17 protein-coding genes are annotated in these 22936 nt (G+C 72.0%); 7 read left to right on the top strand and 10 right to left on the bottom strand.

Annotation, left to right across the window (positions count from 1 at the left end; all coding sequences use genetic code 11):
• Positions 1–33 precede the first annotated feature (33 nt).
• From NE857_RS15850 to treY, 3 genes are all read right to left on the bottom strand, one after another.
• Positions 34–921, bottom strand: coding sequence for a YwqG family protein (locus NE857_RS15850; protein WP_254421703.1), 888 nt, complete (start codon positions 919–921; stop codon positions 34–36).
• A 62-nt stretch (positions 922–983) separates the two neighbouring features.
• Positions 984–1889, bottom strand: a complete 906-nt coding sequence (locus NE857_RS15845) for a putative RNA methyltransferase (RefSeq protein WP_254421702.1) — start codon at positions 1887–1889, stop codon at positions 984–986.
• 52 nt (positions 1890–1941) lie between these two features.
• Entirely contained in the window at positions 1942–4293 is a 2352-nt protein-coding gene (gene treY / locus NE857_RS15840; protein WP_254421701.1) for a malto-oligosyltrehalose synthase, read from the bottom strand.
• Positions 4294–4576: 283 nt separating this feature from the next.
• On the opposite strand from treY, the gene pstS reads away from it, so the two are divergent.
• Complete coding sequence (gene pstS, locus NE857_RS15835; RefSeq protein WP_254421700.1) at positions 4577–5755, top strand: phosphate ABC transporter substrate-binding protein PstS; 1179 nt, start codon at positions 4577–4579, stop codon at positions 5753–5755.
• Between the two features lie 197 nt (positions 5756–5952).
• Here pstS and NE857_RS15830 read toward each other — a convergent pair whose 3' ends face one another.
• Positions 5953–7647, bottom strand: a complete 1695-nt coding sequence (locus NE857_RS15830) for a glycosyltransferase family 2 protein (protein WP_254421699.1) — start codon at positions 7645–7647, stop codon at positions 5953–5955.
• A gap of 309 nt (positions 7648–7956) precedes the next feature.
• Here NE857_RS15830 and NE857_RS15825 point away from each other — a divergent pair, with 309 nt between their 5' ends.
• Positions 7957–8184 carry a hypothetical protein gene (locus tag NE857_RS15825; protein WP_254421698.1) on the top strand — a complete coding sequence of 76 codons (228 nt, stop codon included), beginning with the start codon at positions 7957–7959 and terminating at the stop codon, positions 8182–8184.
• A 61-nt stretch (positions 8185–8245) separates the two neighbouring features.
• Here the strand turns inward: NE857_RS15825 and NE857_RS15820 are convergent, their stop codons facing one another.
• From NE857_RS15820 to NE857_RS15810, 3 genes are all read right to left on the bottom strand, one after another.
• Positions 8246–8416, bottom strand: a complete 171-nt coding sequence (locus tag NE857_RS15820; protein WP_254421697.1) for a hypothetical protein — start codon at positions 8414–8416, stop codon at positions 8246–8248.
• A gap of 93 nt (positions 8417–8509) precedes the next feature.
• Positions 8510–9535 carry a C40 family peptidase gene (locus NE857_RS15815; protein WP_254421696.1) on the bottom strand — a complete coding sequence of 342 codons (1026 nt, stop codon included), beginning with the start codon at positions 9533–9535 and terminating at the stop codon, positions 8510–8512.
• A gap of 491 nt (positions 9536–10026) precedes the next feature.
• Positions 10027–11925: a S9 family peptidase gene (locus NE857_RS15810; protein ID WP_254421695.1), complete on the bottom strand. Its 1899-nt coding sequence runs from the start codon at positions 11923–11925 to the stop codon at positions 10027–10029.
• A gap of 226 nt (positions 11926–12151) precedes the next feature.
• Between NE857_RS15810 and NE857_RS15805 the strand changes: the two genes are divergently transcribed.
• From NE857_RS15805 to NE857_RS15785, 5 genes are all read left to right on the top strand, one after another.
• The gene (locus NE857_RS15805) at positions 12152–13003 is read left to right on the top strand and encodes a glycerophosphodiester phosphodiesterase family protein (RefSeq protein WP_254421694.1); all 852 of its coding nucleotides are present in this window, start codon (positions 12152–12154) and stop codon (positions 13001–13003) included.
• A gap of 9 nt (positions 13004–13012) precedes the next feature.
• Positions 13013–14410, top strand: coding sequence for an MFS transporter (locus NE857_RS15800; protein WP_254421693.1), 1398 nt, complete (start codon positions 13013–13015; stop codon positions 14408–14410).
• A 119-nt stretch (positions 14411–14529) separates the two neighbouring features.
• Entirely contained in the window at positions 14530–17562 is a 3033-nt protein-coding gene (locus NE857_RS15795) for a DEAD/DEAH box helicase (RefSeq protein ID WP_254421692.1), read from the top strand.
• Positions 17559–18305, top strand: coding sequence for an SWIM zinc finger family protein (locus NE857_RS15790; protein WP_254421691.1), 747 nt, complete (start codon positions 17559–17561; stop codon positions 18303–18305). The genes NE857_RS15795 and NE857_RS15790 overlap by 4 nt, the downstream gene beginning before the upstream one ends.
• A gap of 109 nt (positions 18306–18414) precedes the next feature.
• Positions 18415–19251 carry an SAM-dependent methyltransferase gene (locus tag NE857_RS15785; RefSeq protein WP_254421690.1) on the top strand — a complete coding sequence of 279 codons (837 nt, stop codon included), beginning with the start codon at positions 18415–18417 and terminating at the stop codon, positions 19249–19251.
• Between the two features lie 110 nt (positions 19252–19361).
• Here NE857_RS15785 and NE857_RS15780 read toward each other — a convergent pair whose 3' ends face one another.
• The 3 genes from NE857_RS15780 to pcaB all read right to left on the bottom strand — a co-directional run bounded on the left by NE857_RS15780 (position 19362) and on the right by pcaB (position 22897).
• Positions 19362–20195, bottom strand: a complete 834-nt coding sequence (locus NE857_RS15780) for an isocitrate lyase/PEP mutase family protein (protein ID WP_254421689.1) — start codon at positions 20193–20195, stop codon at positions 19362–19364.
• A 157-nt stretch (positions 20196–20352) separates the two neighbouring features.
• Entirely contained in the window at positions 20353–21492 is a 1140-nt protein-coding gene (gene pcaDC / locus NE857_RS15775; protein ID WP_254421688.1) for a bifunctional 3-oxoadipate enol-lactonase/4-carboxymuconolactone decarboxylase PcaDC, read from the bottom strand.
• Positions 21482–22897, bottom strand: a complete 1416-nt coding sequence (pcaB, locus tag NE857_RS15770; protein WP_254421687.1) for a 3-carboxy-cis,cis-muconate cycloisomerase — start codon at positions 22895–22897, stop codon at positions 21482–21484. The genes pcaDC and pcaB overlap by 11 nt, the downstream gene beginning before the upstream one ends.
• Between the last annotated feature and the right edge of the window lie 39 nt (positions 22898–22936).

Genomic DNA, 22936 nt, shown 5'->3' with positions numbered 1-22936 from the left:
GCCCCGACGTCAGGCGGCGGAGCGGGCCCGGTCCTAGGAGCAGTCGAAGTGGTGGGTGAAGGGCCGGTCCGGGCAGGTGCGGCACTCGAAGACGTACACGCCTCCCATGTCGCCCAGCATCAGCCCGTGCGGGCGTTGCAGCTGGACTCTGTCACGAACGTCCAGGTCGCCACCATCCCGGTCCTCGACCGGAATCCAGGTACTGCTGCCGTCCCCGTCGTACTCGGCGCTCGAGACGGTGAGCAGGTGTTCCATGGTCTCCCCGCAGCCCTCGCACTCGGGCCAGAGCGGGTCCTGGGTCCAGCTCGGGTACCCGCCCATCTTGATTCCGGGGGCCTCCGCCAACTCGTCCTCATATTGCCACCCGGTCTCCTTCTCCAGCTGTTCGAAGCGCTCCGACAACTGGTCAGAAAGATCTTCTGGCAGGTCCCAGCTCGGGTAGTCGACCACCGGCTCGGGGTGGACCACGCACGGGGCGGGAACGTGCTCGGCTCTGGCCCCGTCTGGTACGGGCGGGGTGGAGCGCACCTCGCCCAGCGAGGCGGTGGTGCGCCAGTACACCCGGGGCAGCGGGCAGTAGAGGCCCGGGTGGTCGAAGGGGCACCACAGGACCTGGAGGAGGTCCTTCCCCGGCGGGAATTCCACCCCGAGGGCGTCGTTCCGGTGGAGCTGCACCACCGGGACGAAGTCGGGCGCCCCCTCGATCTCCACGGCGTCCTCGTCCCTGCCGAGGTCGTGTTCGGCCTCGCAGGTGGGCCAGGGTTCGTCGGCGGGCCACAGCAGGGGACCGCCCACGGAGCTCTCGTGGACCGCGGGATTACCCCGGCGCGGGTGCAGGCGCAGCGCCTCGCGCCGCCAGGGGCGGAGTTCGGGGAAGAGCTCCTCGACCTCCACGGGGCGGGGTGGGGTGGTCCTGGGCATGGGGGCCTTCCGGTCAGCGCGACAGTGGAAGGCAGCCTAGGACACGGGTACGACGTTCCGGATCAGGTACTGCGCGGCAGCGGCCGGTAGGTGCCCAGGCGGACCGAGGCGGTGGTGCGGAAGGGTTCCGAAAGCTTCGCCACGCGTTCGGCGAGTTCCTCGGGGCTGACGTGGCGGGCGCTGGGGCCCATGCCCACCACGGTCAGGACGTCCTCATGCGCGAGTTCCATGGTGAAGCGCAGGTCCCGGCCGGACTCGAGAGTGAAGTGGTCCTTGAGGCCCTCGGCCAGGCGCTCGTCCTTGCGGGGGTCCACGTGCAGCAGGCCCAGCTCCTCGCGGGGTTCGGTGAGGTGGTCGGCGGCCGGGGTGACGACCAACAGGACACCCTCAGGCTTGAGGACACGGTGGAACTCGGCGGCGTTGCGCGGGGCGAAGACGTTGAGCAGCGCTTCGGCGGAGTCGTCGGCCAGCGGCAGGCGGCGCCAGGAGTCGGCGGTGACGGCCCCGCTGCGAGGGTGGGCTTTGGCGGCCTTGCGGGCGGCGAACTTGGAGACGTCGGTGGTGAGGCCGACCGCCTCGGGGATCCGGTCCAGGACCTGGTTCAGGTAGTGGCCGGTGCCGCCGCCGACGTCGACGATGACGCCCCCGTTCGCGAACCCGGCCACGTCCCCGGCCGCGAGCTGCTCCGCCAGCGCTAGGCCGATGGGGTCGTAGTGTCCCTTCGCTTGGAAGCGCAGGCGGGCGCCGACCATGTCCTTGCTGTCCCCGGTCCCGGGCGGGGTCGCCCCGGTGAGCAGGCCCGCGTAGCCCTCGCGGGCGATGTTGAAGCTGTGCCCGCTCGCACAAGAGAGACCGCGCGGGGCCTGTTCCAGGTGGTCCGCGCAGACAGGGCAGGTCAGGGCGGCCGCGACGGAGGCGGGCATACGCAGCTCGGGGCCGCTGTGGGTACCGGTACGGGTGTTCGTCATGATCGCGGTCAGCCTACCGGCGCCCACCCGAACCGCTCACCGACACCGGTACTCACCTCCTGACCAGGACCGCCACCGGGTAGCGGTCGAGCAGCTCCGCCAGGTGCGCGGTGACCAGGCCGTCCATGCGTTCGGGGGCCAGGGTCCGGCCGGTCAGGCGGTCGGTCCACTCCCCCGGCGGCAGCGGAAGCACCGTCTCTCCCCAGCCGCCCGCGTCGGCCAGGGTCACCGGCAGCCGGGTGGCCACCACCGCCAGTCCGGGCTCGTGCGAGCCCCGGACGGTGCGGGCGAAGGCCAGGGCGTGTTCGGCCCCGGTCCCCTCGGCGGTCAGCGGCAGGTAGCCGCCGGGGCGCAGCTCGGTGCGGGCGCGCAGGCAGGTGCGGACCAGGTGGAGTTTGGCGGCGCCGCTGGCGTCCACCGGCGGGCGCCAGCCCCGCTCGATCCGCTCCAGGAGTTCGGCGCGCAGCCGGTGGTCGACCGGCCTGCGGTTGTCCGGGTCGACCAGGGACAGGTCCCACAGTTCGGTGCCCTGGTAGACGTCGGGCACGCCCGGGCCCAGGAGCTGGACGGCCTTCTGGCCCAGGGAGTTGCTCCACCCCGGCTGGTCCAGGGACTCGGCCATCGCCCTGATCTCGGCGTACAGGTCGGCGTCGGCGCGCAGCAGGCCGGGCCAGGCGCGGACGCGGTCCTCGAAGTCGGGGTCCTGGGCGGTCCAGGAGGTGCCCAGGCGGGCCTCCCGGGCGGCTTTGAGCAGGTACTCCACCAGGCGTTCGTCACTGATCGGCCAGGCGCCCAGGAGGGTCTGCCAGCCGAGCAGGTCCAGGGACGGTTCGGGCAGCGGGGCGCGTGCGCTCCAGCGGCGCACGGCGTCGGCGAAGTCGCCGGGGGTCTCGGAGAGCACCGCCAGGCGGGCGCGCACGTCCTCGGAGCGTTTGGTGTCGTGGGTGGACAGCGCGGTCATGGTGTGCGGTTCGGCCGCCTCACGGTGCAGGTTGGCCTCGTGGAAGGCGGACAGGCTCACCCCGAACTCCGCGGGGTCGCCGCCCACCTCGTTGAGCGCCACGTAGCGGGTGTTGCGGTAGAAGGCGGTGTTCTCGGTACCCATGGCCACGACCATGCCGCTGGTCTGCTGGACGCGGCGGGCGAGTTCGCCGTGCGGATCCTCGCGGACGGCGCGGTCGAGGGTCTTGAGGGTCGCTTCGAGGTCGGGGCGGCGTTCGGCGGCGGTGCGCACCGCGCGCGCCCAGGCGGGTTCGGCCTCGGGCAGGTAGGAGCGGTAGACGTCGAAGGAGGCGAGGAGTTCGGCCACGGCCTGCTCGGTGTGCTCCGATGCGGGCAGCAGTGCGGCGATCCGGCGGACCTCGGTGCGCAGCAGTTCGTTGGCGGCGTGGGAGCGGGCCTGGTGGTCGACGTCGGCGGTGTCGGTGGGCACGCCGTGTTCGCGGGCCAGGGCGGTCAGGGCGGCTTCGGCGTCGGGGTCGACGAAGACCCCGCAGATGGTGCGCAGCGCCTCGTAGCCGGTGGTCCCGGCCACCGGCCAGGAGGCGGGCAGGGTCTCGCCGGGGGCGAGGATCTTCTCGACCACGATCCACCCGGGGAAGCGTTCGGCGAGGCGGCGCAGGTAGCCGCCGGGGTCGCTGAGGCCGTCGACGTGGTCCACCCGCAGCCCGTCGGCGCGGCCCTCGTCGGCCCAGCGCAGGATCTCGGCGTGGGCGGCGTCGAAGACCCCGGGTTCCTCGACCCGCACGGCGGCGAGGTGGTCGACGTCGAAGAAACGGCGGTAGTTGAGTTCGCGGTCGCCGCGCCGCCAGGAGACCAGCCGGTAGTGCTGGCGTTCGTGCACGTCGGTGACGCTGTCGCCGGGGGTGTAGGTGCCCGGGGCCAGGGGGAAGCGTGTGTCGAAGTAGACGAGGTGGCCGTCGGCGAGGGTGAGCTCGCCCAGGGCCGCGCGCCCGTCGTCGCCGTCGTCGCCCAGGACCGGCACCAGGATGGGCCCGGAGTCGAAGTCCACGTCGAAGCAGCGCGCGTAGACGGAGTCGCGGCCGTGTTCGAGGACGTCCCACCACCAGGGGTTGGCGTCGGGGCGGGCCACGGACATGTGGTTGGGCACGATGTCGACGACCACCGCCATGCCGAGCGCGTGCGCGCGTGCGGCGAGGTCGGCGTGGGCCCGTTCACCGCCCAGCGCCCCGGAGACCCGTGTGGGATCGGCCACGTCGTAGCCGTGGTCGGAGCCGGGGGTCGCGGTGAGGATCGGTGACAGGTACACGGCGCCCGCCCCCAGCCGGTGCAGGTGGTCGAGCAGCTCGGCCGCCTCGGCCAGGCCGAAACCCGGTCGTAGCTGCAGCCGGTAGGTCGACGTGGGTGGCCGGGAGTCGTTCGCGGAAGTCGTGTGCGCACTCATCACGCAGGTTCCGTGCCCGCCGTTCGGGCGTGTCATGCATGGTCCGGGCCACTCGTGCGCGACCGTCTCCGACCCGCCGCGGACCGACCCTGCCGACAACCTTCACCGGTGGAAAACTCCTCGTTCACCTGCTGTCCACCTGGCGTCCCCCGGTGCGCCACGGATGCGTCCGGTTCCGCACACACCCGCGTTGGGGAAGGTCGTCCGGTAATGGTTAAATTCTTCGGCGGTGTTCCATTACCAGCGACAACGCGCCGGGAACCGGTGGCGAGCGGTGAAGACAATGAGGACCACCGACACCGACGAAGGGGATAGAAGCAGCGTGCTCCCGTCCAACAAGCACACCCGCACCAAGGACCGTTCGAGCGCCTACCGGGGTGCGGCCTCGGCCGCTCTGGCCGGGCTTCTGCTGGCGACCACGGCCTGTGGCAGCGACGACGCCGTCCAGGGCTCGGGCCCGGCCGTCCCCGACGACCTGGAGTGCTTCTCGGGCAGCCTGCACGGCTCCGGGTCCAGCGCCCAGGAGAACGCGATGACGACGTGGATCGCGGGCTACCAGTCGGCCTGCGAGGACGCGCGCATCTACTACGACTCGATCGGGTCGGGTGGTGGCCGCAACCAGTTCATCGACGGCGCGGTGACCTTCGCCGGGACCGACGCGGCGATGGATCCAGAGGAGAACGCCGACGCCCTGGCGCGTTGCGACGGCTCCGACACCATCAACCTGCCCGCCTACGTGGTGGCGATCGCGGTGGTGTTCAACCTGGAGGGCGTCGAGCAGCTCAACCTGCGCCCGGACACCCTGGCGCGGATCTTCGACCAGGACATCACCCGCTGGAACGATCCGGAGATCGCCGAGGACAACCCGGACCTGGACCTGCCGGACCTGGCGATCACACCGGTCAACCGGGCCGATGACTCCGGCACGACGAAGAACTTCACCCAGTACCTGGCTGAGGCCGCCCCCGACTCCTGGCCGCACGAGTCCGACGGGCAGTGGCCGATCACCCCGCGTGAGTCCGCGCAGGGCAACAGCGGTATCGCCGACACGGTCTCGCGGGCCGAGGGCGCCATCGGATACGTGGAGATGTCCCACCTGCACGGTCTGTCGACCGCGAGCATCGGCGTGGGCGAGGAGTTCGTCGACATCTCCCCCGAAGCGGCCGCCAAGGTCGTGGCCGACTCCCCGCGCCGCGAGGAGAACACCAACGAGTTCGACCTGGCCCTGGAGCTGGACTACGGCACCACCGAGCCGGGCAGCTACCCGATGGTCCTGGTCAGCTACGAGACGGTGTGCCTGGACTACCCGGAAGAGAAAGAGGCCGAGCGGGTCAAGGCGTTCCTGAAGTACGTGGTGAGCGAGGAGGGTCAGGCCGAGGTCTCCGAGGAGACCGACTCGACCCCGGTCAACGACGCCCTGCGCGCCGAACTGCTGGCCTCCATCGAGGCGATCGGTTCCTGATGCGGCTCCGGCGGGGGTGAATCACCCGCCGGAAGCAGGATTCTCGGGCGCGTCACAGCGGTGGCGCGCCCGTTTCACGCTTGCGATCGGGTACCTTACGCACTGACCGCGTCGCGCTCGGTGATCTTCTCTCGGCGGGCGCCGTGGTGCGTGGCGGGGTCCGCCCGCAGGGGTCGGTGTCTTCCCCCACCTGCCCGTCAGCGGCCGGACCCCCAGGTTCGGCTCTGCCCGTCCGCCTCGTCGGGCATCTCCCGCCCGCAGGCCCGGCAGGCGCGGTGCCACAGTGAACGCAGCCGGGCGCGCAGTCCCCGCCGGCGCGGCCGTGCCTCCTGATCGGCACTTTCGTCAGCGCCTTCGACAGAGCCCTGCGTGAAACCGTTCCCCTCGGATCGGGAGTCCTCGTGCCGGACATCCTCGGTGCCCGGCCCGGTGCGTTCAGGATTCTCCGATCTGAGTGCCGCGCGGGGCGGGGGCGGGACCGAACGGTGCAGGGTGAGGTCGATGAGCGTGCCCTCGCCGCCGTGGATCCGGTAGCGGCCGTGCAACTCGGCGACCACGTCGGCCAGGTCCTCCTCGTCCCCGCACACCCGCATGGCGCGGGCCAGGGCGCGGGTGCGCCACAGCCGGACCCCGGCGTCGCGGGTGGGCGAGGCCGCCAGGAAGAGTTCGGTGAGCCCGGCGCGGGCGCGTTCGGCGCTGGCCAGCAGGCGGGACAGGGCCAGTTCGCCCACCCCCCAGGCGACCGGGACCTGGAGGAGGAAGGGTGAGGGGAAGCCGGTCCTGGGCGCGGTGGAGGCGAAGGAGATTCGGGGTTCGCGCAGGTAGTTGGCCTGAACCAGGCGAAGGTCCAGCTTCGGTCCCTCGCATCCCCCGGCGGCCGCCTCGGCGCCCTCCCAGTCGGCGACCAGGGTCACGGTCAGATCGGTCTCGGTTCCGCCCAACAGCCGGTCCACACAGCCGCGAACCAGGTTGTAGGGGGCTCCGGACACGTCCACCACGGCGTGCACCAGCGGGGTGCGGCGGCGCGGTTCGGGGACCCGTTCGCGATAGGCGTGCGGGTGCGGCATGAGTTCGGCCAGGACCTCGGTACGGAAGCGTTCCGAGGGCAGGCGGGTGCGGGCGGTCGAGGCCGGGCCCACGTGCCAGGCGGTGGCGGTGCGCTCGGGGACCATGACGGCCCCGGCCTGCCAGAGCCGGTAGCCGAACTCGGTGTCCTGCCCCAGGTCCAGGTCGGGGTCCACACCCCCGGCGGCCTCGTAGAGGCTGCGCCGCACGGCGGCCGCGGCACCCAGGTAGGCGTGGAAGCCGAGGTGGTCGGCGTCGCGCAGGTAGTCGCTCTGGGTGAGGAGGCGCTCGATCCAGTTGTGGCGCCCTCCGGTGTCCAGGTCGCGGTAGAGGTCGCCGGAGCGGGCAGCGGCCAGGAGTTCCTCGGGGCCTCGGGGTTCGGTGGCGGAGAAGCGGACGCGGCCGAGGGTGACGCACTCGGCGTGGACGTGGTGCCAGCGGGCCTGGGCCTCGACGAACTCGGGGCAGGCGATCATGTCGGCGTCCATCCACATCAGGATGTCGCCGGTACTGGAGTGCGCGCCGTAGGCGCGGGCGTATCCGGCGCCCCAGCCGCCGTCGGGCGCACTGACCACCCGGCAGCGCCGTGGTCGGTGTTCGGGCAGTGTCAGGGCGGGCACGGAGTGGTCGTCGACGACCACGACCTCGAAGAGCTGCTCGGGGTAGGTCTGGGCGGAGAGCGAGGCCAGGGCCAGGTTCAGCCGGTCCTGGCCGCCGCGGGCGGGGATGATGACGCTGACGGTGAGTTCCGGCGTCCAGCGTCCGGTGGCGGGGGGTGTCAGCGCGCTCCAGTCGTTGCGGAAGACGCGGGCGGCGACCCGTTCCACCCGGCCACGGTGCGACACCCCGTCAACATGAGACCCTACGTGCTTATTCAGTGACACAGAGTCACTATAGCGATGTTTCCCCACAGAGAGTGAGTTCCGCCCCGCTGTATCCGCGTGGCGCGGCCCGAGCCCTGTCGCCGCGACCCCGCACGCCTGCGCCGGGCCGGCGGCGGTCCGCCCCGTGGAGCTGCTCGGCGGCGACCGGTACGCGCTCAGCCAGTTGACCCTTGCCGCTTCCCTCACCTCGCACCGCTACGACCGCGAGGTCCGGAGGTCGCGGGACCGACACCGGTCCCGGCGTCGGGGCCGGTGGCCGGACCGCACTGTCTGCTGGAGCTGCCCGAGGCGGTACGTGAGGAGGACGTGTGCGCAGAGGCCGCACTGCGCGGGCTGGCCCTGGAAGGGCTCTCGGCCTTTCGCCAAGGCCTCGGCGAAGGCAGGTCCGCACTGGTCATCGGCTGCGGAGCGGACAGACCCCGTCTGTTCCGGACAGCGCTACGGGCGGCCGTGGACTCCGTGGCCGCCCGTACTTCCTGAAAACCCTGTCTCCTGAAACCCCGCCTCCTGCAACCCGGGCTTCCTGAAACCCCGGCAGCGGTCAGCGGCCGGAGGACTCCGAATTGAGCATCCGGACGCCGAGGAAGACGATCCCGACGACCAGGGCGATCATGACGACCCACACCAGCAGGCCGATGATCACCGACAGCAGCCAGAAGAAGGCGATAACGGCCGCGACACCCGCGGCGACCTTGAGCAGAAGACGTCCCATGCGCCGAAGAATACGCGGCCTTCCCTACTGGTGGTACCCCGGCCCGCACTCCACGCACTGGGTGCGGGCCGGGGGGCAGATGGCCCGGGTTGGTCAGCCCGGACGGACCGCGCTGGTGAAGACGCCGTCCCAGTAGGCGGCCAGGTTGACCTCCTCCAGCGGCTTCGACGGGTTCGAGCCGTGGATCATGTTGCCGTTGCCGGAGTAGATGCCCACGTGGCTCGGGGCCGAGACGCTGTAGAAGAACAGCAGGTCGCCGGGCTGGATCTGGTCGCGCGAGACCGGGGTCCCCGCGTTGACCTGGTCGTAGGTGACGCGCGGCAGGCTCACCCCGGCCTGGGCCCAGGCGGCCTGGGTCAGGCCGGAGCAGTCGTAGCCGTTCGGGCCGGTGCCGCCCCACACGTAGGGCTTGCCGATCTGGGCGCGGGCGAAGTCCAGGACGGCCTGGACGTTACCGGAGACGGCCGCGGTGCCGCCGGAGGAGCCGCTGTCACCGGCCGCGCCGCTGTCGTCGGCGGCCTCGGCGGCCTCCCCCGCGGTGGGGTCGACCCCGCCCAGGCTCTCCAGGACCTCGGCCTGCTCCTCCAGGGCGGTCTCGCTCTGGGTCACGGCCGCTTCGGCTGCCTCCAGGGACTCGGCCGCGGCCTGCTCGGTGGCCTCGGCGGCGCTGTGGAGCTGCTCGGTGTTGTCGACCTCGGTCACGTAGTCGGCCAGGGTCGTCTGCTGGCCCTCGGAGATGAAGTCGAGGTCGGCGATGTTCTGCAGTGCGCTGTCGGCGTCACCGCCGAACAGGACGTCCATCGGGTTGTGGGTGGCGCCGGTGTAGGCGCCCTGCACGATCACCGAGATCTGGCCGGACTTGGCTTCCAGTTCCTTCTGGGCCTGCTCCAGCTGCTCCTGGAGGTCCTCCAGCTCGGCCTCGGCCGCCGCGTGGTCCTCCTGGGCCTCGTTGTAGACCGCGTTCAGCTCCGAAAGCTCCTCCTGGAGCTCCTCGTAGCGCTCACGGGCCTCCGACTCGGTCGGGTCGGCCAGCGCCACACCGGAGGACAGCACCACGGCGCCGAGGGCGACGAAGCCGACCGTCGTGATACGACGCGTGGGTTCGGGGTTGCGAGTCAAAGCACCGACTGCCTTTCTCCCACACCCGTTTACCGGCACTTGGGCATCCCGAAGGCACACCGAGGGACGGCGTGGGGATGCGCGGTGAGGGGGATCCGGCGGCGACGAGAAGGGTCGCGAGAAGACACCGGGCGTTGTGACGGCCTCTGCTCATGGGAAAAGGACAGCTGTTGAGCAGAGTGCAACGGCAAGCCGGACGCTGTCACCCTGGTGGCGACGAACTGGGGCGTTCCGACCTGGGGGAACACTAATTCATCCCCTGGACCGCACGCGACCCTTTCGTTACTTCCCGGTGGGCAACCCACCCGTCTCGCGCGGAGCGCGTCACGCCCGGGAAGCCCGTTGGGGGCGCGGGTGGCGAAGATTTGTTCCCGAACAGATCGCACCAAAACCACACCAAGCGCCGACTTGACCGTGATGGGTATCACATCAAAGGAGGGAAGGGGCCGGGCAGCGATGGCGCCCGGCCCCTCGGCCTCACCGACCCGAGGTCACAGGTGGCGGGCCCACCAGTCCAGAACCGCCTCGAACCGGGCCACCCGGTGGCTGGGCAGGCCCGAACGCGACAGCTCGTGCCCCTCACCCGGGAACAGCAGCATCTCGGTCTCGTGCCCGCGCCGCTTGAGCGCCACGTACAGGCGCTGGGCCTGCTCCAGCGGACAGCGCCAGTCCTGTTCGGAGTGGATGATCAGGAACGGCTTGTCGATCTGGTCCGCATAGGTGAGCGGGCTCTCCTTGGCCCAGCTCTCCGGCGGACCGTACAACGGCTCCGGGAAGAAGAAGCCGATGTCCGACGACCCGTGGAAGCTCTCGATCGCGTTGACCGCGCGCTCGCTGATGGCCGCCCGGAAGCGCTCACCGTGGTGGGCCGCGATCCAGGAGGTCATGAACCCGCCGTGCGAGCCGCCCATGACGCCCACCCGGGAGGCGTCCAGGCGGTCGTCCTTGAGCGCCTCGTCCAGGAAGGCCAGGACGTCGACGGAGGTGACCGCGCCCACCGACCCGATGATCGCCCGCCCGTGCTCCTGCCCGTAGCCCGACGAACCGCGCGGGTTGCAGTAGAGCACCGCGTACCCGGCCGCCGCGTAGACCTGGGTCTCGTCGAAGAGCTGCCAGCCGTACTGGGCGAAGGGGCCGCCGTGGATCATGAGCACCACCGGGTGCGGGCCCTGGCCCTCGGGCACCACCAGCCAGCCGTGGACCTCGTTGCCGTCCGCGGTGCGGGCGGTCAGTTCGGTCGGCGTCAGCGGGTCCAGCGCGGGGTCGGCGAAGGAGGTCAGCGCGCGGGTACCGTCCTCGGTGATCACGTACAGCTCACCGCTGTCACGGACCCCGCCGGCCACCGCGACGGTGACACCGCCCGCGTGGTCGAAGCCCTGGACCTCCACGTGGCCGCCCAGCAGGGTGGTGCGCACCCCGCCGGGGCTGATCAGGTACAGCTCGACCGCGCCCCGGTTCTCACCCGCGACCAGCACGCCCCGCGCGGTCGCCTGCGGGCGTACTCCCAGCCGGGGGTCCTCGGTACCGGTCAGGCGCCGGGGCTCCTCGGAACCGTCGAAGGGCACCGACCACAGACCGGTCACCCGGCCCGCGAAGTCGACGAGCTCCGGGCCCAGTTCGTCACCGAGGAAGTACACGGTCGCGCCGTCCTCGGACAGGCTCACCGCCCCCACGGACAGCACGCCCCGGGTGATCCGCCGCGGCTCGGCCCCGGCCTCGGGGAGGCAGGCCCACACATCGCTGACCAGGTCGGTGTCACGACTCTCGTGCAGAGCCGCCTCGAACACCAGGGCGGTGCCGTCCGGGGTCCAGACCGGTCGGCCGTGGTCGTGGTCCCCCTCGGTGACCTGGACCGGCTCCCCGGCCTCTCCCGACGGGTCGATGGGCGCGCTCACGAAGACGTGCTGGCGCCGGTCGTTGGTGAAGCCGAGGCTGTCGACCCTGTACTTCAGCGCGGTGATCCGGCGCGGCGGCTCCTGGTCCGGCGTGCCGTCCACATAACGCTTCTCCTCGGGCACCCGCGCGTTGTAGGCCAGGCGGGCGGAGTCGGGGCTCCAGCTGAAGGCGCCCGCCCCGAGGGGGTGGTCGGTGATCTTCCACGGCTCGCCGCCGTCGGCGGGCAGGACGTGGATCTGGGGACGCTTGTCCTCGTCGGGTCGCAGGAACGCGATCCAGCGGCCGTCGGGCGAGTAGACGGGCGCGTTGTCCCGGTCACCGCGGGTGAGCTTGCGGGGCTGTTCGGAGCCGTCGGTGGGCACACTCCACAGGGAGCCGAGGTAGGCGTCCTCCTCCAGGTCCGGCCGGGTCACGGCGAAGACCGCCCGGTCACCGTCGGGGGACAGTGACGGTGCGCTGATGCTGTGCAGGTGAGCGATGTCAGCGGGTTTCATACACGAGTGGCGGCCACACGGTGGCGCGGTCCGCCGTCTCCTTCCCTTGGCTACGGAGGTGCCCCTGGCCGGAGTAGCCCCGGCGAGGGACATCACATCCGGACCCTATCGACGCCCGACCGGACGCATCTAGACCTTTCCGACTTTTCGGGCACCACCAGGGCCGGTTCGGCACAGCGCGGCGGGGACGAACAGCACCCGCCCGGGAACCGTCATACTTCAGAGTGTGACTCACGCGTACCTTTCCTCCCCCGTGCCTGTCGCCCTCGCCCACCGGGGCGGGTGGCTCACCGACGACCAGGGCGTGCGCCGCACCGAGTTGGAGAACACGGCGGTGGCCTTCCAGCACGCCGTCGACCTCGGCTACACGTATCTGGAGACGGACGTGCACGCCACCAGCGACGGCGTGCTCATGGCCTTCCACGACGACACCCTGGACCGCACCACCGACCGGGACGGCGCCATCTCCGCGCTGCCCTACCGCGAGGTCGCCCGCGCCCGGGTCGCGGGCAAGGAGCCCGTCCCCCTCCTGGAGGACCTGCTCGCCGCCTGGCCCGAGGCCCGCTTCAACATCGACCTCAAGGCCGACGGCGCCGTCCTGCCCCTGCTGGAGGTGCTCCGCCGCACCAACGCCTGGGACCGGGTGTGCGTGGGCTCCTTCGACCAGGACCGCCTGGACCGGGCCCGCCACCTGTACGGGCCCCGTGTGGCCACCTCCTGCGGCCCGGTGGACGTGGCCCGGCTCCGGCTGGCCTCGCTGTCGCCGGTCCTGCGCCCCGCCGCCAGCCGCGCCCCCGTCTGCGCCCAGATCCCGCTGAGCCACAACGGTTTCCCGCTGCTCAGCCGGGACGTGATCCGTACCGCCCACCGGCTCGGCATGCAGGTCCACGTGTGGACCATCAACGAGACCGAGGTGATGGAGCGGCTGCTCGACGCGGGGGTGGACGGCATCGTCACCGACAACACCGCCGGCCTGCGCGAGGTGCTCCGCCGCCGCGGCCGCTGGAACCAGGGCAAGAACCCGGGCGACAAGCAGAGCAGGGCCCAGGGCAGCACGAGAACCCCGAAGAACGGATAGCCCCCTCACATGGCCTCCACACCCTCTCCCCCGGTAGCGGACAACTCACCGTCGACCGATCCGCGCCAGCGCAGGCGCGAACAGCGCGGCTGGTACACCTACGACTGGGCCAACCAGGTGTTCATCACCTCGGTGGTCACCGTGCTCATCGGCCCCTACCTGTCCGGGCTGGCCTGCGCCGAGGCCGGAGCGGGCGGTGACTGCACCCAGCCCGGTCTGGCGCTCTACCCGCTCGGGGTCGAGTGGTTCAGCGTGCACCCGAACTCGCTGCACCCCCTGGTGACCACGGTCGCCGGGCTCATCCTGCTGGTGATGCTGCCCGTCGTGGGGGCGCTGGCCGACCACACCCAGCACAAGAAGAGCTGGCTGCTCTCGCTCGCCACCCTGGGCTCGCTGTGCGTGAGCGCGATGTACTTCACCAGCGACTACCAGCTCGTGGTGCTGCTGTTCATCCTGGGCAACACCTTCTACGGCATGTCCCTGGTGGTGTTCAACGCCTTCCTGCCGGAGATCGCCACCGCCGACGAACGCAACCGCGTGTCGGTGACCGGATGGGCGATGGCCTACCTGGGCGGCGGACTCCTGCTGGCCGCCCACATGGGACTGCTGGCCTCCACCGACGCCCTGGGCATCGACGAGGGCCATGCCGTACGCATCGCCTTCGCCTCGGTGGGCGTGTGGTGGTTGCTTTTCTCGATCGTCGGCATCCGTGTGCTGCGCAACCGCTACGGCAAGCTCGCCGCCGAACCCGGCCCGCCCCGGCTGGGCGCCTCGCTGAAGCAGTACTGGCGCACCCTGCGCGAGATGGGCAATTACCGCAACACCCTGCTGTTCCTGATCGCGTTCGTGCTGTTCAACAACGGCATCCAGGCCGTCATCTACTTCGCGGGCAGCTTCGCCAGCCAGGACCTGGGCCTGTCCCTGGCGATCCTCAGCGCCACCATCCTGCTCATCCAGTTCGTCGCCTTCGCGGGCGCGCTGCTGATGGGCTGGATCGGCCGCCGCTTCGGCACCAAGAACACCGTGCTCGCCAGCCTGGTCGTCTGGTGCGGGCTGGTCACCTGCGGCTACTACCTTCCACCGGGCGACCCGGTGCTGTTCCTGCTGCTGGGCGCGGGCATCGGCATGGTCCTGGGCGGCACCCAGTCGCTGGCCCGGGCACTGTACTCGCTGCTCATCCCGCGCGGCCGCGAAGCGGAGTACTTCAGTCTCTTCCAGCTGGCCGACCGGGGCTCGGTGCTGCTGGGCGCCGCCTCGATCACCCTGGTGGTCAACCTGACCGGCGGCTTCCGCACCGCGATCTTCTCCCTGGTGGTGTTCTTCATCATCGGCGGGATCCTGCTGTGGCGCACCAACCTCAAGGAGGGGATCGAGGCGGTCGGCAACAAGGTGCCCGCCAACCTCTGATCCGCGCTCCGGTCCGGGAACCCGGCCGTCCTGCGCTCCCCACCCGCACGTGCGAAAACGTCGTCGGTCCCCGCGATACTTGGGGCCGACGACGTTCGCTTTTCTCCACGGGAGGTGTGGTGCGGGTTCTGCACGGGGTGTGGTCCAGGGACACACTGCTGCTCTGGGGCGAGGGCGAACACGAGGAGGAGCCCCCGGCGGGGGCGCACCCCTTCGCCGCGAGCCCTGCGGAGCTGCGCGAGGTAGCCGCCAAGGCCGGAATCGACCCCGGGTCCCCCGACGGCGCCGCGTCGGTGCTCGTCCTGCCCGGCACCGCGGTCTCCCCCGCGCCCTCCGGCTCCGCCGACACGGCGCCCGCCGAACTCCGGCCCTGGCGGGTCCCGTCTCTGGCGCTGTCCGCGGCCCAGGCCGACACCCTGCTCACCGTGCTCGACGACCTCCCCGTCGCGGCGGGCCCCGCCCTGACCCATCTGCGGGCGGTCCACGCCTTCGCCGAGCGGCTCGTCCTGGCCGGGGGCGTCCTGCCCGACCTGGTCGGACAACCGCCCCACGCACGCTGGCGGCCCGCCCCGCTGGACACCGCCGAGTCCCACCTGGCGGCGCTCACCGACACCCTGCCCGCCGCGGCCACCGCCCACCTGGATCCGCGCGAACGGGGCGACGCGGCCCGCCTCTGCGTGCTGGCCCCGCTGGAGCTGCTCACCGACGCCGCCGCCCGCCGTCTGGCCACCGCCCCGAAGCGGCACTCCCCCAGCGCCGGTGCCGACGCGGGCGCCCCGGGCGCGGCCCACGCCTCCGAAACCACACCCGCCGCCCGGCTGGCGAACGCGCTCACCGGGCAGCGCACCCGGGTGGACGACGGCACCGCCCGGGCGCTGCGCGGCCCCCTGCGCGAATGGCGTTCCCGAGTGCGCGGCGGCGGCCGGGCCCAGCTGCTGTTCGTGCTGCGCGAGCCCGAACCCGAGAGCTCCCGGGGCGGCCCCCGGCCCTGGACCGTGGAGTTCTGGGTGCGCTCCACCAGCGACCCCGGTCTACGCCTTCCCCTGGAACAGGTCTGGCTCGGTGAGGGCGCCGCCTGGCTGCCCGAGGACGTGGGCACCACCGCCCTGGCCGACCTGCGCCGCGCCGTACGCCACCTGCCCGCCCTCCGGCGGACCCTGGGTGACCTGGCCCCGGCCCGGCTCCTCCTGGACACCGCCGGAGCCCAGTCCTTCGTGGGCGGTGCCGCTGCCCGGCTGACCTCGGCGGGGTTCGGGGTGGTCCTTCCCGAGTGGAGCGGGCGCGGCGCCCTCGAACTGCGGATGACGGTGAACGAGGAGCCGAAGAAGCGCGGGCGCGGCGGGGTCGGCCCCACCGACCTCGTGGACGTCTCCTTCGAAGCGCTGCTGCGCGGTCCCGGCTCCGGCGAGCCCCTGGCCGCCGAGGAACTGGAGGAGCTCGCCGAGCTGGCCCGGCTCAAGCGCTCCCTGGTGCGGGTGCGCGGCCGGTGGATGGAGATGGACCCCGAACGGGTCGAGGCCGCCCTGGAACTGATGCGCCGCAGCGGCGGCGGACGCGGGCGGATGCGCCGCGAGGAGGCGCTGCGCGCGGCGATCGGGGCCGTGGAGACCCCGCTGCCGGTGGCGGACGTGGTGGCGGACGGCCCGCTGGGCGCCCTGCTCGACGGCGGGGCCAAGGCCGAACCGCGCCCCATGGGCACCCCGCCCGGTTTCGAGGGGAAGCTGCGCCCCTACCAGGACCGGGGTTCGGCCTGGCTGCGGTTCCTGGGCGAGCTGGGGCTGGGCGCGGTGCTCGCCGACGACATGGGGCTCGGCAAGACCGTGCAGCTGCTGGCCCTGCTCACCGACGAACGCGCGCGGGCCCCCGCGCCCGGGCCGACCCTGCTGGTGTGCCCGGTCTCCCTCGTGGGCAACTGGCGGCGCGAGGCGGAGAAGTTCGCTCCGGGGCTGCGGGTGCACGTCCAGCACGGCCCGGACCGGCCGACCGGAAACGACCTGGCCCGGATCGTGGGCGCCTGCGACCTGGTGGTCACCACCTACGGGGTGGTGGCTCGGGATTCGGACGAGCTCTCGGGGATGCCCTGGCACCGGGTGGTCTGCGACGAGGCCCAGGCGCTGAAGAACCACTCCACCCGGCAGGCACGGGCGGTGCGCTCGCTGCCCGCGGCGACCAGGATCGCGCTCACCGGCACCCCGGTGGAGAACAACCTGGGCGAGCTGTGGTCGGTGATGGAGTTCGCCAACCCCGGGCTGCTGGGCACGGCGGCCGACTTCCAGCGCGCGGTGGCCGACCGGGCCGAAGCCGAGGAGGGCGCAGGAGAGGGCACCGACCTGGTGCGTCGACTGACCGGTCCGTTCGTGCTGCGCCGCCTCAAGACCGACCGTTCGATCATCGCGGACCTGCCGGAGAAGCAGGAGATGCGCACCTGGTGCACGCTCACCCCCGAGCAGGCCTCGCTGTACAAGGCGGTGGTGGACGACATGGCCGAGCGGATGGCCGAGGCGGACGAGAAGGAGCGCAAGGGGCTGGTGTTGGCGACCATGTCGCGGCTCAAGCAGATCTGCAACCATCCGGCCCAGTTCCTGGGAGACGGCTCGGCGCTGGCGGGCAGGTCCGGCAAGCTCGACCGGCTGGAGTCGATCCTGGGCGAGGCCGTGGCCGAGGGCGACAAGGCGCTGTGCTTCACGCAGTACGCGCGCTGGGGCGAGAGGCTGGCGCCCTACCTGCGTTCCAAGCTGGGGGTTCCGGTGCTGTGGCTGCACGGCGGCACCTCCCGGGCCGACCGCGAGCGGATGACCGAGCACTTCCAGACGGTGTCGGGTCCGGTGGTGTTCCTGCTGTCGTTGAAGGCCGCCGGGACCGGGCTGAACCTGACCGCGGCCAACCACGTCGTGCACGTGGACCGGTGGTGGAACCCGGCGGTGGAGAACCAGGCCACCGACCGCGCCTTCCGGATCGGACAGCGCCGGGACGTGCAGGTGCGCAAGCTGGTGTGTGTGGGCACAGTGGAGGAACGTGTGGACGAGATGATCGAACGCAAGAGCGCGCTGGCCGACGGCGCGGTGGCCACCGGGGAACAGTGGCTCGGCGGACTGTCGGTGGAGGATCTGCGCGAGGTGGTGCGGTTGGCGCCGGAGGCGGTGTCGGGATGAGCTGGTCGGAGCTGGTCAGCGAGGCCTTGGGCGGTCCCGGTGACGGCCCGGGCGCCGCCGTGGAACGGTTCTCGGTGCGGCCCGGCGAGGTGCTCGCCCGGGTGCGGGGGCACGAGGTGAGCCTGATCCGCACGGTGTGGGCCGACGAGGAGTGGGGCCGGGCGTGCGCGGCGCTGGCCTCGCAGCCGCTGTTCCGAGCGCGGCTGCTCTCCGGTGAACTGCCCGACGCCGCGGCCCGGGTGTTCGGGCTGCTCGGCCTGGACCTGGTGCCGCGCGGCTGGGGCGCACTGGTGGCGACCTGCTCCTGCGACCACTGGCGGGGGCGGTGCGCGCACCTGTCGGTGACCGCCGCCGCGCTGGGCGCCGAGTCCGACCGCGACCCCTTCGTCCTGACCCGCTGGGCTGGCCGGGAACGGCGGACGCTGGTGGAACTGGTCAGGGACCTCCCTGCCGGAACAAAGGGACCTTCGGCTCGAGAAGCGGCGTTGGCCGAGGAGCGCCCCACGCGTCTTTCCGAAGAACACCCCGGAGCTGGTGATGGCGTTTTCGCCGCCCAGGCACAAACAGCGGATCCCCTTTCCCCGGCGGCCTTCTGGTCAGCCCCAGCACCTCCCCCTCCACCGCTCCTGCCCGCGGACACCGCGGACCGCGTCAGAGCCGCAGCGGCAGGCCATGTCGCCGATCACCTGCCCGGTTTCGACCGTTCCGAGAAGCCCTTTTCGACACTTCAAGAGGACTCCTGAAGTATCCGCTTGTTTTTCTTGTGGAAAACGCCGGTAAGCGCACCGAAACATGGTTACGATTCGACTGGAGACGACCCCGCACGACTAGTCCTGATTGGTACCTCTCCTTATGGCCGATCGCTTCCCCCCCCACATCGACATGGACACTCCGAGCATCGCTCGGATGTACGACTACCTGTTGGGAGGAAAGGACAACTTCGCGGCGGACCGGGATGCCTGTGAGGTGCTCGCCGCGGGGATCCCCGAGCTGGTCTCCTTCGCCAGGGACAACCGGGCCTTCCTCGGACGTGCGGTCGAGTACGTGAGCGGCCGGGGGGTGGAGCAGTTCCTCGACCTCGGTGCGGGGCTGCCCACCGGGGAGAACACCCACCAGGTGGCCCAGAGGGCCAACCCCGGAGCACGGGTGCTCTACGTGGACCACGACCCCATCGTGCTGGCCCACGGCAGGGCTCTGGTCGCTGACAGCTCCGGGACCGCCTTCCTGATGGCCGACATACGCGACACCGACCTCATCCTCGGTTCCCCCGAGGCGCAGGGGCTGATCGACCCCGATCTGCCGGTCTGCGTCATGCTGGTCTCCCTGCTGCACTGCCTGCCCGACGAGTCCGACCCCTTCGGCCTGGTGCGCGACCTGATGGGCCGACTGGCCCCCGGGTCCTGCGTGATCTTCTCCCACATCGTCTCGGACGACACCGCGGCGGCCGCCTGGATGACCGACAAGATCCTGTCCTTCGGCACCCCGTGGGGCCGGGTGCGCAGCCCGGAGGAGGCCTCCCAGGTCTTCGCCGGACTGGAGCTGGTCAGCCCCTGGACCGACGGGCGCGATCAGGGCCCCCGCGCCGTGGACTGCAGCACCTGGCGCCACCCCGACCGGGATCCGGTCGCCCGCCCCAAGGAGGCGGACGTCAAACGCTGGGAACTGGCCGGAGTGGCCTTCAAACCCTGACCCCCGCCCAGACGAAGAGGGTCCGCACAGCCAGAAGGCAGGACTCAGGCACGCCGAGGCGTCATCACTCTGTCAGGCGTGAATCCCGGTTCTTCGGGGCCGGGATCCCTTTACAGCAGTCGGTGAATCTCGGGGTTGGTGCTGGCCTCGGCCATCCGGGTGAAGGTTCCGTGCTCGGCGACCTCGCGGGCGGCCGCCAGGGCCGCGGTCAGCGCCGAGCGCGACAGCCCCGAGCCCAGGCTGACCCGCCGTGCGCCCAGGTCGCCCAGCTCCGCCACCGACATCTGTGCCGCGGCCCCCGCCGCCAGGACGTTGACCGGGCGCTCCACCGCGGCGCACACGGTTCGGACGGCATCGGCGTCCGGCAGCCCGGGCGCGAAGAGCACGTCCGCTCCGGCCTCCTCGAAGGCGCGCAGGCGGCGGACCGTGTCCTCGAGGTCCGGGCGGCCGTACAGGAAGTTCTCCGCCCGGGCGGTGAGTGTGAACGGGAAGGGCAGTGCCCGCGCCGCCCCCGCGGCGGCGCGGACCCGCTCCACCGCGAGCCCGAACTCGTGGATCGGGGCATCGGGGTCGGCGGTGGTGTCCTCGATCGAACCACCGACGATCCCCGTCCCGGCCGCCTCCCGCACAGTCCGAGCCACCTCCTCGGGGCTGTCAGCGAACCCGTTCTCCAGGTCCGCCGAGACCGGCAGGTCCGTGGCGGCCGCGATCGCCGCGGCGTTGCCCAGGGTCTGCTCCCGGCTGACCAGTCCGGCGCCGTCCCGGTGCCCCAGGGAGTGCGCGAGCCCGGCGCTGGTGGTGGCCAGGGCCGCGAATCCGAGCCCCGCCAGCAATCGGGCCGTCCCGGCGTCCCAGGCGTTGGCCACCACGAAGGCGCCCGGCCCCCGGTGCAGCTCCCGGAAACGCTCCCCGCGCTCACGCAGAGCCTGTTCGGTGTTGTCCATGTGTTCCTTCCACTGCCGCGGGCCCCGCGGCCGAACATCGACGACATTCGCTCACGCGTTCGAGAACCACATTACCGAGCAGGGCGGTCCCTGTCCGGCGAATCGGCGGACTCTCCGATCCCCCTCGGGCCCGAACCGCCTCCCGCCGACTCCGGGGTCAGGCCGAGGTGTCCTCGTCGAAGACCTCCTGGGCGATGGCGAAGGCCTTGTTCGCGGCCGGAACCCCGCAGTAGACGGCGGCCTGGAGGAAGACCTCGCCGACCTCGTCGGGGGTCAGGCCGTTGCGCAGGGCCGCGCGCACGTGCATGGCCAGCTCGCCCCAGTGGCCGTGGGCGACCAGGGCGGTGAGCACCATGCAGCTGCGGGTGCGCCGGTCCAGGCCGGGGCGGGTCCAGATCTCACCCCAGGCGTAGCGGGTGATGAGGTCCTGGAAGGGTTCGGTGAAGGCGGTCTTACGGGCTTCGGCGCGGTCCACGTGGGCGTCGCCGAGCACACCGCGGCGTACCCGCGTCCCGGCTTCGTAGCGGTCGGCGGCGGCGAGGTGCTGGGTGATGAGCGTGTTGACCCGCGCGGCCTGCTCCCAGGACAGCAGGTGGGCGGCGCTCTCGAGTACCGCGAGGCGGGCTCCGGGCACACGTTCGGCGATCAGCGCACCGTGGGGGCCGGGCGGGGTGGAGGGGTCCTCGGCCCCGGCGATGACCAGGGTGGGCGCGGTGATCCTGTGCAGGTCCTCACGGGTGTCGTGGTGCTCGATGGCGCCGCAGCAACCGGCGTAGCCCTCGTCGGGGGTGTCCACGATCTGGTCGCGCAGGCGGGTGATCTCGTGGGGGTGCGCGGCGGCGTAGTCGGGGGTGAACCAGCGTTCCACCACAGCGTCGGCCAGGGCCGCGGTGCCCTTGTCACGGGCCAGGGCGGCCCGGTCGCGCCAGTTCTGGGCGGGGCCCATGTACGGCGAGGTGGCCAGCAGGACGAGGTGGCCCAGCCGTTCGGGGGCGTTGACCGCCAGCCACTGGCCGACCATGCCGCCGATGGACAGGCCCGCGTAGTGGGCGCGCTCGATGCCGAGCCGGTCGAGCAGTGCCAGGACGTCCCCGCCCAGGTCGGCCATGCTGTAGGGCCCCTCGGGGGCAGGCGACCGACCGTGGCCGCGCAGGTCCGCGCGGATCACCCGGAAGACGGTGGACAACGCCTCGACCTGGGGTTCCCACATGCCGACGGTCGAGCCGAGGGACCCGGCGAGCACCAGGGGCGGTGCGTCCGCGGGTCCGCTCACGAGGTGGTGGAGGTCAACGCTCATCGGTTCCTTCTTCTGTGTCGGTGGGGCCGGTCGCTGTGTCGGCGGGGCTGGCCCCCGTGCCGCTGGGGCCCGCCTGGCCGGTCCTACCCGTGACCCGGTCGGTGAACACCGGAGCGGCTCCGAGGTAGGCGGCGGGGTCGAGCAGGGCGCTGATGCGCTCGCGGGTGCGCAGGCCCCGGAGGTGTTCGGCCAGTACCTCGACGGGGTCGAGCCCCTGGTCGACGGCCTCCCGGCAGGCGTCGGTGACCCTGCGGTGGGCTTCCAGCCGGCCGAGTTCGGGGGCCAGGTCGGTGGTGAGGCGTTCGCTCAGGGCCAGCCCGCCGGTCAGGTCCAGGTTGGCGCGCATGCGGTCGGGGTGCACGCGAAGGCGCTGGACGCTCACGCGCAGCCAGGAGACCGCTGAGCCGGTACGCCGCAGCAGGTCGGTGAGCGGGAGCCACTCGGCGTGCCAGGCCCCGGCTGCGCGCTGGTGTTCCTGGATCTGCGCGGCGAACAGGGTGGCGACCAGGCCGGGGGCCTGGCGGGCGGCGGCCAGGGCGCTGACGGCGGCGACCGGGTTGCGTTTGTGCGGCATGGTGGAGGATCCGCCGACCCCGCTGCCGCCTTCCTCGGTGAGTTCGCCGACCTCGGTCTGGGCGAGCAGGACGATGTCCAGGGCGGTGGTTCCGACCGCCCCGCAGACCCTGCCCAGAGCGGCGGCGATCTCGGTGATACGGCCGCGCTCGGTGTGCCAGGGCAGCAGGGGTTCGGGCAGTCCGAGGCGTTCGGCGAAGGCGGCGGCCACGGCAGGGCCGTGCGGTTCGAGGGAGGCGAGAGTTCCCACGGCGCCTCCGAGTTGGGCGGCCAGGTGATGGGTGAGCACGTCCGCGAGCCGCTCCGCCGCCCCGGTGAGCCCCGCGGCCCAGCCCGCGGCGACGGCACCGAAGGTGGTGGGCAGGGCCTGCTGGAGCAGGGTGCGACCGGGCATCGGTGTGGTGCGGTGGTGGTCGGCCAAGCCGTGCAGGTCGGTGATGAGCGCGGACATTTCGGTGCGCAGGACCTGCCCGGCCCGGCGGAACAGGAGCATGGCGGCGGTGTCCATGATGTCCTGGCTGGTGGCCCCGAGGTGGACGTGGCGGGCGGCCTCGGGATCAGTCTGGTGCACGTGTGCGGTGAGCTGTTTGACCAGGGGGATCACGGGGTTGCCGCCGCCCTCTGCCGCCCGGCCCAGGGCGGCCGGGTCGAAGCGGTCGGCCTGGCAGGCGGCGGCGATGCTCTCGGCCTGCTGGTCCGTGATGTGACCCGTGTCGGCCAGTGCCCGGGCGAGGGCCGCCTCGGCGTCGAGCAGGGCCTGGAGCCAGGCGGTGTCGTCGGTGAGTGCCCCCAGGGGGCCGTGGTTGAGGACACCGTCGAACAAGCCGGTCATGGGAAGTCCTTGTCTGGCTCGGGGCGGGCTCGATGGGCG

This window comes from Nocardiopsis exhalans, from assembly GCF_024134545.1.
GTDB classification, from domain to species: domain Bacteria; phylum Actinomycetota; class Actinomycetes; order Streptosporangiales; family Streptosporangiaceae; genus Nocardiopsis; species Nocardiopsis exhalans.
The sequence above is the reverse complement of the archived record's forward strand: the minus strand, read 5'-3'. Positions and strand labels throughout refer to the sequence as shown.

What these genes read in the sequence shown, in the direction of transcription:
- NE857_RS15850 (WP_254421703.1), bottom strand. Translation starts at nt 921, where the DNA reads ATGCCCAGGACCACCCCACCCCGCCCCGTGGAGGTCGAGGAGCTCTTC.
- NE857_RS15845 (WP_254421702.1), bottom strand. Translation starts at nt 1,889, where the DNA reads ATGACGAACACCCGTACCGGTACCCACAGCGGCCCCGAGCTGCGTATG.
- treY (WP_254421701.1), bottom strand. Translation starts at nt 4,293, where the DNA reads ATGAGTGCGCACACGACTTCCGCGAACGACTCCCGGCCACCCACGTCG.
- pstS (WP_254421700.1), top strand. Translation starts at nt 4,577, where the DNA reads ATGAGGACCACCGACACCGACGAAGGGGATAGAAGCAGCGTGCTCCCG.
- NE857_RS15820 (WP_254421697.1), bottom strand. Translation starts at nt 8,416, where the DNA reads ATGGGACGTCTTCTGCTCAAGGTCGCCGCGGGTGTCGCGGCCGTTATC.
- NE857_RS15810 (WP_254421695.1), bottom strand. Translation starts at nt 11,925, where the DNA reads ATGAAACCCGCTGACATCGCTCACCTGCACAGCATCAGCGCACCGTCA.
- NE857_RS15800 (WP_254421693.1), top strand. Translation starts at nt 13,013, where the DNA reads ATGGCCTCCACACCCTCTCCCCCGGTAGCGGACAACTCACCGTCGACC.
- NE857_RS15790 (WP_254421691.1), top strand. Translation starts at nt 17,559, where the DNA reads ATGAGCTGGTCGGAGCTGGTCAGCGAGGCCTTGGGCGGTCCCGGTGAC.
- NE857_RS15785 (WP_254421690.1), top strand. Translation starts at nt 18,415, where the DNA reads ATGGCCGATCGCTTCCCCCCCCACATCGACATGGACACTCCGAGCATC.
- NE857_RS15780 (WP_254421689.1), bottom strand. Translation starts at nt 20,195, where the DNA reads ATGGACAACACCGAACAGGCTCTGCGTGAGCGCGGGGAGCGTTTCCGG.
- pcaDC (WP_254421688.1), bottom strand. Translation starts at nt 21,492, where the DNA reads ATGAGCGTTGACCTCCACCACCTCGTGAGCGGACCCGCGGACGCACCG.
- pcaB (WP_254421687.1), bottom strand. Translation starts at nt 22,897, where the DNA reads ATGACCGGCTTGTTCGACGGTGTCCTCAACCACGGCCCCCTGGGGGCA.